12 protein-coding genes are annotated in these 13,484 nt (G+C 66.5%); 8 read left to right on the plus strand and 4 right to left on the minus strand.

All coding sequences use genetic code 11. The features are described from left to right. The first annotated feature begins 94 nt into the window (after positions 1 to 94). Positions 95 to 1,201 carry a thioredoxin-disulfide reductase gene (locus Pla108_RS03805; RefSeq protein WP_146443169.1) on the plus strand — a complete coding sequence of 369 codons (1,107 nt, stop codon included), beginning with the start codon at positions 95 to 97 and terminating at the stop codon, positions 1,199 to 1,201. 86 nt (positions 1,202 to 1,287) lie between these two features. Further along, positions 1,288 to 2,694, plus strand: coding sequence for an asparagine--tRNA ligase (asnS, locus tag Pla108_RS03810; protein WP_146443171.1), 1,407 nt, complete (start codon positions 1,288 to 1,290; stop codon positions 2,692 to 2,694). A gap of 180 nt (positions 2,695 to 2,874) precedes the next feature. Here asnS and Pla108_RS03815 read toward each other — a convergent pair whose 3' ends face one another. Together Pla108_RS03815 and larC are read right to left on the minus strand one after the other, a co-directional pair. Next, entirely contained in the window at positions 2,875 to 3,240 is a 366-nt protein-coding gene (locus Pla108_RS03815; protein WP_146443174.1) for a hypothetical protein, read from the minus strand. A 2-nt stretch (positions 3,241 to 3,242) separates the two neighbouring features. Beyond that, positions 3,243 to 4,463, minus strand: coding sequence for a nickel pincer cofactor biosynthesis protein LarC (larC, locus tag Pla108_RS03820; RefSeq protein ID WP_146443176.1), 1,221 nt, complete (start codon positions 4,461 to 4,463; stop codon positions 3,243 to 3,245). 270 nt (positions 4,464 to 4,733) lie between these two features. On the opposite strand from larC, the gene Pla108_RS03825 reads away from it, so the two are divergent. The 4 genes from Pla108_RS03825 (at position 4,734) to Pla108_RS03840 (ending at position 7,702) form a co-directional block, all read left to right on the plus strand. Beyond that, a complete protein-coding gene (locus tag Pla108_RS03825) occupies positions 4,734 to 5,603 on the plus strand; it encodes a hypothetical protein (RefSeq protein WP_146443178.1) in 870 nt (289 codons plus the stop codon). Then, a complete protein-coding gene (locus tag Pla108_RS03830) occupies positions 5,603 to 6,028 on the plus strand; it encodes a nucleotide pyrophosphohydrolase (RefSeq protein ID WP_146443181.1) in 426 nt (141 codons plus the stop codon). The genes Pla108_RS03825 and Pla108_RS03830 overlap by 1 nt, the downstream gene beginning before the upstream one ends. Before the next feature lie 124 nt (positions 6,029 to 6,152). Continuing rightward, positions 6,153 to 7,193, plus strand: a complete 1,041-nt coding sequence (locus Pla108_RS03835) for an ATP-grasp domain-containing protein (protein WP_197526216.1) — start codon at positions 6,153 to 6,155, stop codon at positions 7,191 to 7,193. Between the two features lie 26 nt (positions 7,194 to 7,219). After that, entirely contained in the window at positions 7,220 to 7,702 is a 483-nt protein-coding gene (locus tag Pla108_RS03840) for a YfcE family phosphodiesterase (protein WP_146443186.1), read from the plus strand. A gap of 81 nt (positions 7,703 to 7,783) precedes the next feature. On the opposite strand, the gene rimI is transcribed toward Pla108_RS03840, so the two are convergent. Continuing rightward, the gene (gene rimI, locus Pla108_RS21200) at positions 7,784 to 8,407 is read right to left on the minus strand and encodes a ribosomal protein S18-alanine N-acetyltransferase (RefSeq protein ID WP_261342505.1); all 624 of its coding nucleotides are present in this window, start codon (positions 8,405 to 8,407) and stop codon (positions 7,784 to 7,786) included. Positions 8,408 to 8,746: 339 nt separating this feature from the next. Here rimI and Pla108_RS03850 point away from each other — a divergent pair, with 339 nt between their 5' ends. Together Pla108_RS03850 and Pla108_RS03855 are read left to right on the plus strand one after the other, a co-directional pair. Next, positions 8,747 to 10,552 carry a hypothetical protein gene (locus Pla108_RS03850; protein WP_146443190.1) on the plus strand — a complete coding sequence of 602 codons (1,806 nt, stop codon included), beginning with the start codon at positions 8,747 to 8,749 and terminating at the stop codon, positions 10,550 to 10,552. A 16-nt stretch (positions 10,553 to 10,568) separates the two neighbouring features. Next, positions 10,569 to 11,459, plus strand: a complete 891-nt coding sequence (locus tag Pla108_RS03855) for a glycosyltransferase family 2 protein (protein ID WP_231934280.1) — start codon at positions 10,569 to 10,571, stop codon at positions 11,457 to 11,459. Positions 11,460 to 11,512: 53 nt separating this feature from the next. Here Pla108_RS03855 and Pla108_RS03860 read toward each other — a convergent pair whose 3' ends face one another. Beyond that, on the minus strand, positions 11,513 to 13,297 hold the full coding sequence (locus tag Pla108_RS03860; RefSeq protein ID WP_146443192.1) for an ABC-F family ATP-binding cassette domain-containing protein: 1,785 nt from the start codon (positions 13,295 to 13,297) through the stop codon (positions 11,513 to 11,515). Between the last annotated feature and the right edge of the window lie 187 nt (positions 13,298 to 13,484).

Below are 13,484 nucleotides of genomic sequence, written 5' to 3' on the forward strand. Positions count from 1 at the left end.
CTTGTCACGCCACTATAATCCCGCCGGTGGCTGGGCCTAAGCCCGCCGTCGCCCCCCTCCGCCCACCGTGAACCGCTTCACAGGACGCCCCCCCGTGCCCGAACAAGTCGTCATCATCGGCAGCGGCCCCGCCGGCTGGACCGCCGCGATCTACGCCGCCCGCGCCAATCTGAAGCCCCTGGTCTTCGAGGGCGCGATTAGCGAAGAGAACCGCCAGTCGGGCACGCTCCCGCTTGGGCAGCTCGCCCTGACCACCGAAGTCGAGAACTTCCCCGGCTGGCCCGCCGGCGACGTCTCGGCGTATCTCAAGGACTCCCTCGACGAGGAGCACGCATGGCTAGCCGACATGCACCAGAAGGAGGGGATCAGCGGCCCCGAGCTGATGCACCTGATGCGGCAGCAGGCCAAGAACTTTGAGACGCGGATCGTCACCGACGACATCGCCGAGGTCGATTTCAGCCAGCGCCCCTTCAAACTGAAGAGCGCCGGCGCCTCGGGAGACGTCCAAGAGATCGAGGCCCACTCGGTCATCATCGCCACCGGCGCCAGCGCGAACTACCTCGGCCTCGAGTCGGAAGACCGCTTCAAGAACCGCGGCGTCAGCGCCTGTGCGGTCTGCGACGGCGCGCTGCCGCGGTTCCGCAACAAGCCGCTGGTGGTGGTTGGCGGCGGTGACTCGGCCGTCGAGGAGGCGGACTATCTCACCAAGCACGCGGAGAAGGTCTTCTTGGTCCACCGCCGCGACGCGCTCCGCGCCTCGCCGATCATGGCCGACCGGGCGAAGAACAATCCGAAGATCGAGATGGTCTGGAACAGCGAGGTCACCGAGGTTTACGGCGACGACGAGAAGGGAATGACCGGCGTCAAGCTGTCATCGACGACGGGCGAAGGCGACCGCGACATGGACGCCGCCGGCATGTTCGTCGCCATCGGCCACACGCCCAACACGAAGTTCCTCAAGGGCCAGCTTGAGATGAACGAGAAGGGCTACCTGAAGTGGACCGTCCCGTTCCGCACCAACACGAGTGTCGAGGGCGTCTTCGCCGCGGGCGACGTGTCGGACGACTACTACCGCCAAGCCTGCACCGCCGCCGGCACCGGCTGCATGGCGGCGCTCGACGCGGAGCGGTGGTTGGCCGGCCAAGGCATTGTCGAGGAAGCGACCGCCGGCGCCTGGAGTACGGACGCGGCGAAGAAGTAAGTCGTGCCGCGACGCCCCTCGTCTCCCTCGCTCGGATGGGAGATGAGGGACGCGGTGTCCGCTCCTACCAGACTCAGACGACTCCCATGAAGAAACTGTCGGTCAAGGAAGCCCGGCTCGAAGGCGCCATCGGCGCCGCCGCCAAGATCGAAGGTTGGGTCCGGACGCGTCGCGACTCGAAGGCGGGCTTCTCGTTCATCGAAGTGAACGACGGCTCGTGCCTCGGCAACCTACAGGTGATCGCACCGGTTGAGCTGGCGGACTACGAGAGCGAGATCAAGCACCTCACCGCCGGATGCAGCCTGACAGTCACCGGCGAGATCGTCGCCTCGGCCGGCGGCGGGCAAGCGACCGAACTCAAGGCCGATTCGGTGCTGGTGCATGGCTGGGCCGAGCCGACGACCTACCCGCTACAGAAGAAACGACACTCGCTCGAGAAGCTGCGCGAGTGGGCCCACCTGCGGCCACGGACCAACGCCATCGGCGCCGTGATGCGCGTTCGGCACCGCGTCTCGAAGTCGATCCACGACTTTTTCCACGAGGACGGCTTCCTCTATACCCACACACCGATCATCACCGCCAGCGACTGCGAAGGCGCCGGCGAGATGTTCCGCGTCACCACGCTCGACGCCGACAAGCCGCCGCGCGACGACAAGGGCGCCGTCGACCACACGCAAGACTTTTTTGGCCGCCCGGCCTACTTAACGGTTTCGGGCCAGCTCGAAGGTGAGCTTTACGCCAGCGCCCTCGGCAAGGTCTACACGTTTGGCCCGACGTTCCGCGCAGAGAACTCGAACACCTCGCGCCATCTGGCCGAGTTCTGGATGGTCGAGCCGGAGGTGGCGTTCTTCGAACTCACCGACAACATCGACCTCGCCGAGCGCTTTCTAAAACGGATCGTCGCCGACGTGTTGCGTGACTGCCAAGAAGACCTGGCGCTGTTCCAACAACACATCGACAAGACGGTGATGGAGCGGCTGGAAGGCCTGCATAACGGCTCGTTCACACGGCTGCCGTATACCGAAGCGGTCGAACTGTTGGAGGGCTCAGGCGAGCCGTTCGAGTACCCCGTCCAGTGGGGAACCGATCTGCAAGCCGAGCACGAGCGCTGGCTAACCGAGAAGCACTTTGCGGGGCCGGTGGTGCTGACCGACTACCCAGCGAGCATCAAGCCGTTCTACATGTTCGTCAACGAGCCCGACGACCAGGGCCGCCGGACGGTCCGCGCGATGGACGTGCTGGTGCCGGGCGTCGGCGAGATCATCGGCGGCAGCCAACGCGAGCACCGCCTCGACATCCTGGAAGCACGCATGGCCGAGCAGGGGCTCAACCCGGCCGACTACTGGTGGTACGCCGACCTGAGGCGTTACGGCACGGTGCCGCACGCCGGCTTCGGGCTCGGCCTCGAGCGGATGGTGCAGTACGTCACCGGCATGGCGAACATCCGCGACGTGATTCCTTTCCCGCGAACGCCCGGCTCGGCCGAGTTCTGAGCCGAAGAATCTCGTCCCCCTCCCTTTCAGGGAGGGGTTAGGGGAGGGTTGGCGTGCTCTGTTACAAAAGGCTAGAGGGGTACAACGGCAAGCTCGCTGCCTTAAGCACATCCCGAGCGACATCGGTGGGGTGCCGTCGAGACCCCTCCCCTAGCCCCTCCCCTTGAAAGGGGAGGGGGACTATTTGTTGCTCCGCTTGGCTTCGTCCAAGAGCGCCTCGAGCCGTTGGATCTGGCGGTCGCTCTGGGCGACGAGCTCTTGCAGCAGGATTAGCTTGCTGTCGATCTGTCCGTTGATTTCGCGGGCCAGCTCGTGCATCTCGACTTGCTGACGGTTGAATCGGGCGGTCGCGTCTTCGCGGGCGCCGTCCCACTGGCTGGTTGGGCGGTGCTGCTTCAACAGGGCCGGTCCCGAGCCGCCACGCGTCAATTTGCCGAAGTTGCGGAAACTCCGCCGCAGCAAGATCATCGCCAACAGCGCGCACCCGAACGCGAACAGGAGGGGGGCGTACCAAGGCGTTTCGGCGAGTAGCGGGATTGGATTCACTGTTACTGCTGTCGGCGCCACGCGGCGGCTAGGGCGACCGAAACCTCCCCGACGGTGACGCCGGCGGCGTCGGCCAAGGCCTTACAATCCTCGTACTCGGGGGTGACCCGCTCGCTGCCGTCTGGGAGCGTAGCGACGACGACCGAGCCGGCGCCCCACTCGGTCTCCAGCGAAACCTTCCGCCGCGGCAGGACGATTCGCTTCACCGTCTGGCGCCGCATGCCGAGCGCCGTCGTGTGTCGGAAGACGATCGCCGCCAGCCGATCGGCGTCGGCCGGCGCCGCTTGGAGGCTCAGCAAGACGCCCGGGCGGTGCTTCTTCATCTGCAGCGGCGACAACGCCACGTCGAGCGCCCCGGCCGCCCACAGGCGTTCGACACAGTCGCCGATCGCCTCGCCCGGCGTGTCGTCGAGGTTGGTTTCCAAGAGCACGATCGTTTGTGGCGCCCCTCCGGCCACTTGCGTGGCCGGCTCGCCTGGCACAGCGATTCGCTCGCCGACGACGAGCCGCAGCACGTTGGGATGATCGAAGTCTTTCTGGCCCGAACCCAAGCCGATGCGTTCGATCGTCATCGCCGGGAGCGGGCCGAACGACTTGACGAGCTCTTTGACGATCGCGGCGCCGGTGGGCGTTGTCAGCTCCCCGACGATCGGCCCGGCCGGTGGGTGTTCGGCGAGCGGCACGCCCGCCAGCAGCTCGGCCGTGGCCGGCGCCGGGATCGCGCAACGGCCGTGGGCGATCTGCACAAAGCCGCTCCCCGTCGGGACGGGCGAGCAGTAGACCTCCTCGACGCCCAGCAGGTCCCAACCGATCGCGGCGCCGACGATGTCGGCGATTGAGTCGATCGCGCCGACCTCGTGGAAGTGGACCTTCTCGAGCGTCGAGCCGTGGACCTTCGCCTCGGCTTCGGCGATGCGGCGGAAGATCGCGGTCGCCAGCTCGTGGGCCCGCGGCGTCAGGGCGCCGCCGTCGATCATCTTCTGGATGTGGTGCAGGTGCCGGTGGGCGTGCTCCGGTTCGTGCTGGACGACGACCTGGGTCGCCCGAAAGCCGCACTTCTTCACTTGGCTGGCAACGAGCCGGCAGTTGGGCGTCCCGTCGGGCCAAGCAAGCGAGTCGAGTCCCGCCTGGATGGCGGCGAGGTCAACGCCCGCGTCCACCAGGGCGCCGAGCGTCATGTCGCCGCTAACGCCGCTAGCACAGTCGAGGTAAGCAATCCGCATGGGGGGTTCTTCGGCCGGTTGAGTGTTCGCAGGAAGTGCCAGCAGGTTACCAAATGGCGACCCAGCCCGCTGCCATCCCCGCCGCGCCTTTAGAGTTCCGCCGATTCTCAAGTTCCGCCCTCTTAGAGCCCCGCACGAAGTAAGGGGAGCTAGCAATAGAGAGTGATACCGCTCCGCTTGCTGCGTGCGCGGATCAGTTTGCTTGCGTGACTCCGTGACTGCTCATTTTCCGTTGACCTGCGGGGGGCGATTCCGTAGCGTCCCCGTGGAATGTCTCTGCCCGTCAGCCAACCGCCGCTCCGTCTCGTCGCCGTCGCCGCCGATGTGGCCCGTGCGAGGTCGCTTGCGGCGAGCGTTGCGTCGGCTTTCGACGCGGCCGAGCCGGTGCTGGTGGCGACGGTCGCCGAGGCGTTGGCCGCACTCCGCCGCGAGCCATTTGACGCCGCCGTCGCGCTGCACGAGCCGCCGCTGGTGGATGCGCTGATGCTCGCCCGGGCGCTGCGCGGCGCGGGGGACGAAACGCCCCTCGCTATCCTTGGCGCCGAACGGGCGATCGACCTCGAAGCGGCCGCTTGGGACGCCGGAGCCGACGAGTACGCCTGTCTGGCGGAGACAACCGCCGACCAACTTGCCGGGCGGATGCGACGTGCGATCGACGCCCGCCAGCGCCTCCGCGAAACCCGCCGGGCCCTCCTGGCCGAACAGCAGCAGCTGGCCCGCGAACAAGAACAAACCCAGCGGTTGGTGCAGACGCAGCACCGGCTTCTCGCCGAACTGCGGCGCCTGCCTGACGAACCCGAGCGGGCCCCGACGCTGCGGCTCACGCACGGCGCGGCCGAGGCGTACTCCGAGCTAGCGCGGCGGGCGTTGCTGGCCGACGGGCCGCGTGGCGACGAGCTTGGCCGGTTGGCCGACGAGCTCGCCGCCGAAGGAATCACCGGTCCGCGGCTGTTGGAATTGCACCTCACGGCGGTGAACGAAACCGTCGCGGGCTTAGAGCCGCGGGCCGCCCAAGCGGTCCGCGAAGGGGCCGATCGGCTCCTCTTCGAAGCGGTCGTTCACTTGGCCGAGGCTTACCGGCGCCGTTATCTTCGGACAGCCCCTGCTGCCCAAGAAACGCCCGCCGCCCGAGCCGCTTAATGCCTGCCGACCCTTCCGACCGCGGCGACGATCCCCGTGACGATCCCGGCGACCAAGCCACGACGGTCGCCGAACTCCGCCAGTTGGTCGAGGACTTTGTCGCCGAGCGCGACTGGTCCCGTTACCACTCGCCGAAGAACCTCGCGATGTCGATCGCCATCGAGGCGGCCGAGCTGATGGAGCACTTCCAGTGGCTCGAACCGGCCGAGGCGCAGCGCGCGATGGACGACCCCGTGAAACGCGCCGCTGCCGCCGAAGAGCTCGCCGACGTCGTGGGCTACTGCTTCGCGATGGCCGGTGCGATGGGGGTCGACCTGTCGCAGGCGGTGCGTGCGAAGATGCTCCGCAACCATGAGAAGTACCCGGCGGCGGTCTTCCGCGGCAAGCCGAGCTACGAGCGGCCAGCGGATGAGAACCTCGGATGACACCAGATTCCCCCTCCCCCAAGGGGGAGGGGAGCCAGCTCTCCTGAGACCTGTGGTTAGAGACCAACCTACGACCCGTCTCGCGATCGTAGGCGCAAGCGTCCGCGCCGCGGCCCAATCGGCGTTGCGGGCCGGTTTCGAGGTAGTCGGCGCCGACCTCTTCGCCGACTCCGATCTCGATGGCGTTTGTCCGGTCACTAAGATCGACCGCTACCCGGACGGCCTCTCCGACTGGCTCGCCGCGCAGGACGTCGACGCTTGGATGTACACGGGGGCGTTAGAGAACTACCCAGACCTCGTCGAAAAGATGACGACGATTGCGCCGCTGTGGGGCGTCCACGGCGAGACATTACGGCGTTGCCGCGACCCGCTGGTTTTGCAGGATGTCTTTGCCGCGGAGGGGATCGCGTTTCCTGAAACGCTGCCTCGTAACACGCCGCCGACCGACGACACGCTCTGGCTTGCGAAGACCTACCGCCACAGCGCGGGCGCCGGCGTGTGGCGGTACGGTGAACAGCCAACCGGCGCCGATGTTTACGCGCAGCGATTTGCCGAAGGGACGCCGGAGTCCGTTTTGTTCACGGTGTCGTCCGCCGGTGTGACCTTGCTGGGGAAGAGTGAACAACAACTGCGAAGTGGCTTTGGATACGCCGGGTCGATTGTTTCGACCGAACACCAGGGAGTGGACGCCGAAAGGTTCGCGGCGTTGGGGCGTGTTCTCTCGGAACGGCTAGCGCTCAGAGGATTGGTCGGCGTTGACTACGTCGCTCAAGGCCAGCGATTTTGCGTAATCGAGATCAATCCCCGCTACACCGCGTCGGTGGAAGTCCTTGAGCGAGCGACAGGCGTCTCGGCAGTCGCCGCCCACGCGGGTTGCTTTGCTCGGGCATGCCAATCGAAGCCGTCGGGAGAACGCGTTCCGGTTGTTGGCAAGCGAGTGCTCTACGCCCCGAGGCGGATCGATATCGATCAAGAGCTTGCGATGAAGCTGCTCGATCTAAGCAAGGCGGGACGCGTCGCCGATGTCCCGCGGGTGGGGGCGACGATCGGCGCGGGCGAGCCTTTCTGTACGATACTTGAAGACGCGGCGTCGCTTTCCGAGGTGAGGGCGAAGCTCGACCTCTCGATGGAATCCTTGCTCAGTCTGGGCGCCGCCCCGGGCTAATAATCATGGCTTAACGGGTCTGCATCATGCGTATCGGCGTCGTTAGCGACACCCACGGTTCGATCGATCACACGCGTCCCGCGATCCGGATGCTCGAGTCGCTCGAAGTCGAGGCCGTGCTGCATTGCGGCGACATCGGCTCGGCGGCCGTGGTGGAATTGTTTGCCGCGTGGCCGACGCACTTCGTCTTCGGCAACTGCGACTACGACCACGCCGACTTGCGGGAGGCGATCGAGGGGGCCGGGCAGACGTGCCACGGCCTGTTCGGCGAAATCGAGCTCGCGGGCGTGCCGATCGCCCTGCTGCACAGTCACGACCGGCGACGCTTTCAAGAAGTCATCACGGGTGGCGCGTATCGCCTCGTCTGCTACGGCCATACGCACGTCGCGGCCGAAGACCGGCACGGCGAGACGCTGGTGCTCAACCCGGGGGCGCTGTACCGCGCCGACCGGCACACGATCGCGGTCGTGGAGCTGCCGACGGTGGAGAGCACGCTTGTCAGCGTGTGAGGCTTGAGACGTGAGGGTTGCGCTGCGGACAGTGAGGGATAGGCATAGCAACCCTCAAGTCGGCGGCCTCAAGCCTCACCGCTAGCCCGCCATCCGGTGGATCGAATCCTCGACCGGAAGGAACTCGATCTCAGCGGCGCGGTGGTAGTACTGCATCAGGTAGGCGTCTTCCGGCGAGTCGTCGTAGAAGTCGCGGAGGACCGAGGTGGCGCGGAAGCCGGAACCCTTGAAGAAGAGTTGGGCGTCGAGGTTCGTCTCGCGGACCTCGAGCGACAGCCGGGTGCGGCGTTGGCTGCTGAGCTTGGCGACGAGCTTCTCGACCATTTGCGAGCCGACGCCGCGGCGGCGGGTGTCGCGGGCGACGGCGAAGTTGAGCAGGTGCAGCCGGGTCTTGTGCAGTTCGTAGATCATGAAGCCGACGACGCGGTCGCCCCGCTCGGCGACCATACCGATGCAATTACGGCGGCGGAGGCAAGCGACAAAGTCCTCTTCCGACCAAGGGAACTCAAACGCGGTCTGCTCGATGTCGAGCACCTGCTCCATATCGCGACGGATCATCCAGCGGATGTGGACGTCCAACCGCGTGAAGCTCTCGGTCATCGCCATCGGGGGCTCTCCTTGCTCGCTTAACCGGCGCGGGTCGTAAGAGACGCGGCCGGTGGTGGTTTCATCCTTGATTAGCGCCCCGCATCCTGGCGGTGGCAACCCGTCTGTGGGGGCCCTCGCCGTCTGAGGCAGGGGGAAACTATCAGAACCTCCCGGCGCGTGCCAAGGCGAATGAAGGACTTCGGTGTGATTGCCCCAAAGTGTTGTGCGGGTTGGACTTGACGCCGGTTGTTTCCAGGCTTCGCGGGACGAAGTGGGACTGTGCAGGCGGCGCCGCGTTGGGGGTTTGGGGCGTTGGCGCCGGCGCCGGAGTGGCGGGATTTGTCGGCTGCGGCCGCTTTGCCGGCTGAGAGCGTCGTACGCTTGTGCGCCGCGTTGTGCCCCGCCTGCAGAAGGGCGGCTTGCGCCGCGGCGTACGCTCTCCTTCAGGCCCCCGTGATGAACCCGTCGGACGCCGCCGCGTCGCCGAACCTGCTCAGCCCCGCCCGCCGCGACTACCAGGTCTTTCGGCGGCTGGTGATTGCGCTGTTGGTGGTCGCTTGCGCGGGGCCGTTGTCGCTGAACGTCGTCGATCCCGACCTGTGGGGGCATGTCCGCTACGCCGAAGAGTGGATCGCCCAGGGAGAACTCCCCCGGACAGCAACCCACACCTTCACCGCCCAGGGCCATCCTTGGGTGAACCACGAGAATCTTGCTGAGCTGGCGCTCGCTTACGGCTTCCGTACGCTGGGCGTCCAGGGGATGCTCGCGGCGAAGGTGCTGCTGGGGATGTCGATCTTGCTGCTTATGTCGCTGGCCGCGCGGCGGCAAGGCGTGCGGCCGATCGCCGCCTGGGCGACATTCTTGCTGGTGGCGCACAACCTGCAAGCCTTCTTCCCGCTGCGGCCTCAGCTGCTGAGCTTTCTGTGGTGTGCGGTGATGCTGCTGGCGCTCGACCGGGCCTTCGCCGGGTGGGGGAACCGTCGCAGCGACTTTCAAAACAACCGCCGGAAGGCGGACCTGACGGCGATCGATTGGCGATGGCTGGCGGGGATGCCGCTGCTTTTCGTCGTGTGGGCCAACTCGCACGCGGGTTTCGCCGCGGGGCTGGGGATCTTCACGGTGGTCCTCGTCGGACGGGCGGTCGAATTGTTGATCCGGACGGGGCGCGAGGCCTGGCGGCCTGTCGTCGGTCTCGCCGTCGTGGCGGCCGCATGTGGGCTGGCGACGCTGGCGACGCCTTACGGCTATAGCCTCCACCTGTGGCTCATCGAATCGCTAGGCTCCCCGCGCCCCGAGATCACCGAGTGGGCCGCTCCGACGTCCGACAACCCGGTCTTCTGGCCCTTGGTGTTGCTGATCGCGGTCGCCCTAGCGGCTTACGCGTTCACCGACCGCCGACGCGACCTCGTGAAGATGCTGGTGCTCGCGCTGGTCGGCTGGCAGGCCGTGTCGCACTTGCGGCATATCGCTTTCTTCGCGTTGCTGTGCGGCTTCTGGTTGCCGCCGCACTTGCAATCGATCGCCAGCCGCCTGCGGTCAAAGGCGGCGCAAGGCTTGCCGACGGCGTCGCTTTCGCCCTGGATGCGAACGGGGATCGCCGCGGCGCTCGCCGGCGCGATTGCTCTGCAGGCGACGTTCCTCGGCCAGCGGCTGGCGAGCTTGCCGGTCTACCGCTCGCGCTATCCGGTCGACGCCCTCCAGTGGATGGCGGAGCAGCATGTCCGGGGCGACTTGGTGGTCTGCTTCAATTGGGCCCAGTACGCCTTGGCGGCGTTGGCGCCCGACGTGAAGGTGTCGTTCGATGGCCGTTTTCGCACCTGCTATCCACAGCAAGTTATCGACCGGCACTTCGACTTTCTCGTTGGCGGCCGCATCGCCCGCCATCGGAGCGGCGATTCGGGTCCGATCGACGGCTTGCGGACGCTCGAGGTCGATCGGCCCGACTGGGTGCTGGTTGATCGCAAGTACGCGAATGCGGTTGAAGTGATGGCCGACGCGGGCCGTGCGAACGGCGGCGCCTGGACGCTTGTGTATCAAGACGCCGTCGCCCAGCTGTGGGGGCCGACCGCCGTGGTCGACGACGTGTCCTCGCCCAACTTCGTACCGGCCGAACGGCGTTTCGTGTCGGATCATTTCTCGCTGACCGCCTTCGAGTGGCCCGCGTTGCCGCGTCGCAGAGTGTTGGCGCCCGTTGAGAATTCCTCCCGCGAGGTGGCGAAGCGTGACGCTAGCGCCCCCGCTGTTCCCTATAATGAAGGCTGACACGGATCCCCCTCCTATGAGCACGATCGACCAACTCGAGACCGAAGATCGCATGACCGTTGCGTCGCCCAAGGCGCCGTTGCGGGACGGCGCAATCCACGGCCGCATCGAGAAAACGCTCGCCGAGGCCGAGGCGGCCCTGGAAGAGGCCCGGCTCTACGGCGACCTCGCTAGCGCGGCGCCCGCTGGGCCGGCCGCCGGCAGCGCGACGCCGGTGCGACTCAAAGTGTCGATCTTGATGCCGGTCTTCAATGAGATCGCCACGATCCGCGAGATCGTCGCCCGCGTCCGCGCCCAAGCTCAGCATGACGAGTTGCTGATCGTCGACGACTGCAGCACGGATGGCACACGCGACCTGCTCATCGAGATCGACCGCGACTGCCCCGACGTGCGGGTCGTCTTACACGGCTACAACAAGGGCAAGGGCGCCGCGCTGCGGACCGCCCTATCGCACGCCCGCGGCGACATCGTCCTGGTGCAGGACGCCGACCTTGAGTACGACCCGGCCGACTACGCCAAGTTGCTCGAGCCGATCCAGCGCCGCGAAGCCGATGTCGTGTACGGTTCGCGGTTCCTCGAGAACGCCGAGCAAGACCCGTCGCGGCTCCACCGCTTGGGCAACCGCCTGCTGACCGCCGCGTCGAACCTGACGACCGGCCTGCGGCTCACCGATATGGAGACCTGCTACAAGGCGTTCCGCCGCGACGCGTTGCGTGGCGTGTGGTTGCGGGAGAATCGCTTCGGCTTCGAGCCCGAGCTAACGGCCAAGTTGGCCCGCCGCGGCTGCCGTTTCCTTGAAGTGCCAGTCGCCTACAACAGCCGCGGCTGGGAAGAAGGCAAGAAGATCGGCCCCCGCGACGCGGTGCGGGCGCTATGGTGCATCGCCCGCTACGCGTTCTGGGACTGAGCTTTAATTCCTCCGCAGCTAACTCTCTCCCCCTTCGGGCGAGGGGATTCACGCTACCACGCGCCGGTCGCTTCGCTCAGCTCGAGCCACTCAGCCTCGAGCGTCTCGCATTCGTCAACGATCTCGGCAAGCTGGGTCTGGAGCTTCTTGATCTTGTCGACGTCGGTCGCGGCCTTCGTTAGCTCTTCGTTGAGTTGCTTCTTTTCATCGTCGAGCTTGGCGATCCGCCGCTCGACCGCCTTGAGGCGTTTCTGTGCGTCGCGGTCGGCCTTGCCGCCCGGCTTGGGGCTGTTGGAGCTGTCGTCAGCGGCGGCGTCCTTCGCTTTGACGCCGGGGGCGACCCGGAGTCCGGCGTCGATCTCCTTCCCGATGCGATAGACATAGTCGTCGTAGCTCGACGGGTAGGCGACGACGCGGCCGCCACCCACCTCGATGACGGACGTTGCCACCTCGTGCATAAAGTGGCGGTCGTGGCTGGTGAAGATCACCGTACCGACATAGCGCTTTAGCGCCTCGGCGAGCGCTTCGACCGTTTCGACATCGAGGTGGTTGCCCGGTTCGTCGAGGACTAGCACGTTGTGCTTCTCGAGCAGCAAGCCGGCGAGCACGAGGCGGGCCCGCTCGCCGCCGCTGAGGACCTTGATCTTCTTCTCAGCGGTCTCGCCCGAGAAGAGAAAGCTGCCGGCGATGGTCTTGATCTGCTGGGTCGTGGTGCCCGGCGTGGCCTGATACTCCAAGTATTCCAGCACCGACTGGTCGGGCCGCAACGTTGTGTAGACGTGCTGGGCGTAGACGCCCAATTGGCAACCGAAGCCCCACTTCATCTGCCCTTCCTTCACCGGAAGCGATTCGCAGATCGTCCGCAGGAAGGTGGTCTTGCCCTGGCCGTTGTCGCCGACGATGCCGACGCGCTCGCCATGCTCGATCTCTAACTGGATGTCGGAGGCGATGTCACGGTCTTCGTAGCCGATTGTCAGGTTCTCGGCCCGCATCGCGGGTCCCTTACGGGCCTCGACCGCCGGGAACGAGAAGTGGACCCGGGCCTCCTCGCCGGCGACCTCGATCATCTCGAGCTTCTCGAGCTGCTTCGCCTTGCTACGGGCTTGGCTGGCCGTATTGGCGTTCGCCCGGTTGCTGGCGATGAACTGCTCAAGCTGTTTCCGTTTGGTGGCGGTCGCCGTGTTGAGCCGTCGGTCGTGCTCGCGGCGTTCTTCGAGGTTCGTGAGGTAGCTCTCGACGTCGCCCGGGAACATGGTGAGCGAGCCGCGCGTCAGCTCAAGGGTGTGGTTGCAGGTTGCGCCGAGGAACGACCGGTCGTGCGAAACCACCAGGACGCCCGCCTTGAAGTCCTTGAGGAAGTGTTCCAGGAGGATCTGGGTCCGCAGGTCGAGAAAGTTGGTCGGCTCGTCGAGGATCAGCAGGTTGGGGTCGTGGAGCAAGAGCGCCGCCAGCTTGACGCGGGTCTGCCAGCCGCCCGACAGCTCGCGGACGGGGCGCAGCAGCATGTCATCGCCGAGGGCGAAGCGCCACGCCACTTGGCCGCACTTCCAGTCGGGCTGGCCCGAGTCCCGTTGGAGGAACTCCATGCCGGTCTCGCCGTCGCGGAACGGGTCGTGCTGCCGCAGGTAGCCGAGGCGGAGCTTTTTGCTGCGGACGACGTCGCCCGCGTCGAGGTCCTCGTCCCCCAGCAGGATGCGGCAGAGCGTGCTCTTGCCGGCCCCGTTGCGGCCGATCAGGCCGACTTTCTGATCGTCCGTCAGGGCGCAGGCGGCGCCGTCTAGCAGGACTTGGTGGCCGTAACGCTTGTGGGCGTCTTGGAGACTGAGAACGACGGGCACGGCGGGCGGCAGGCTGGAGGCGGGGTGTATCGATTGGGACCCACCAGTTTCCCCGCCCTGCGGTTTGCAATCAACGGCGCCGGCAGGGGCCCTGGGCGAGGCGGCAGAGCGATTCCGTGGAGAACGCCTTTGCGCACGCACTCCGACGACTTGCGTCGCCCACTCATCTGGCCCCTTCGGTCGGTTA

It is taken from the genome of Botrimarina colliarenosi (genome assembly GCF_007859955.1).
GTDB classification, from domain to species: Bacteria; Planctomycetota; Planctomycetia; order Pirellulales; family Lacipirellulaceae; genus Botrimarina; species Botrimarina colliarenosi.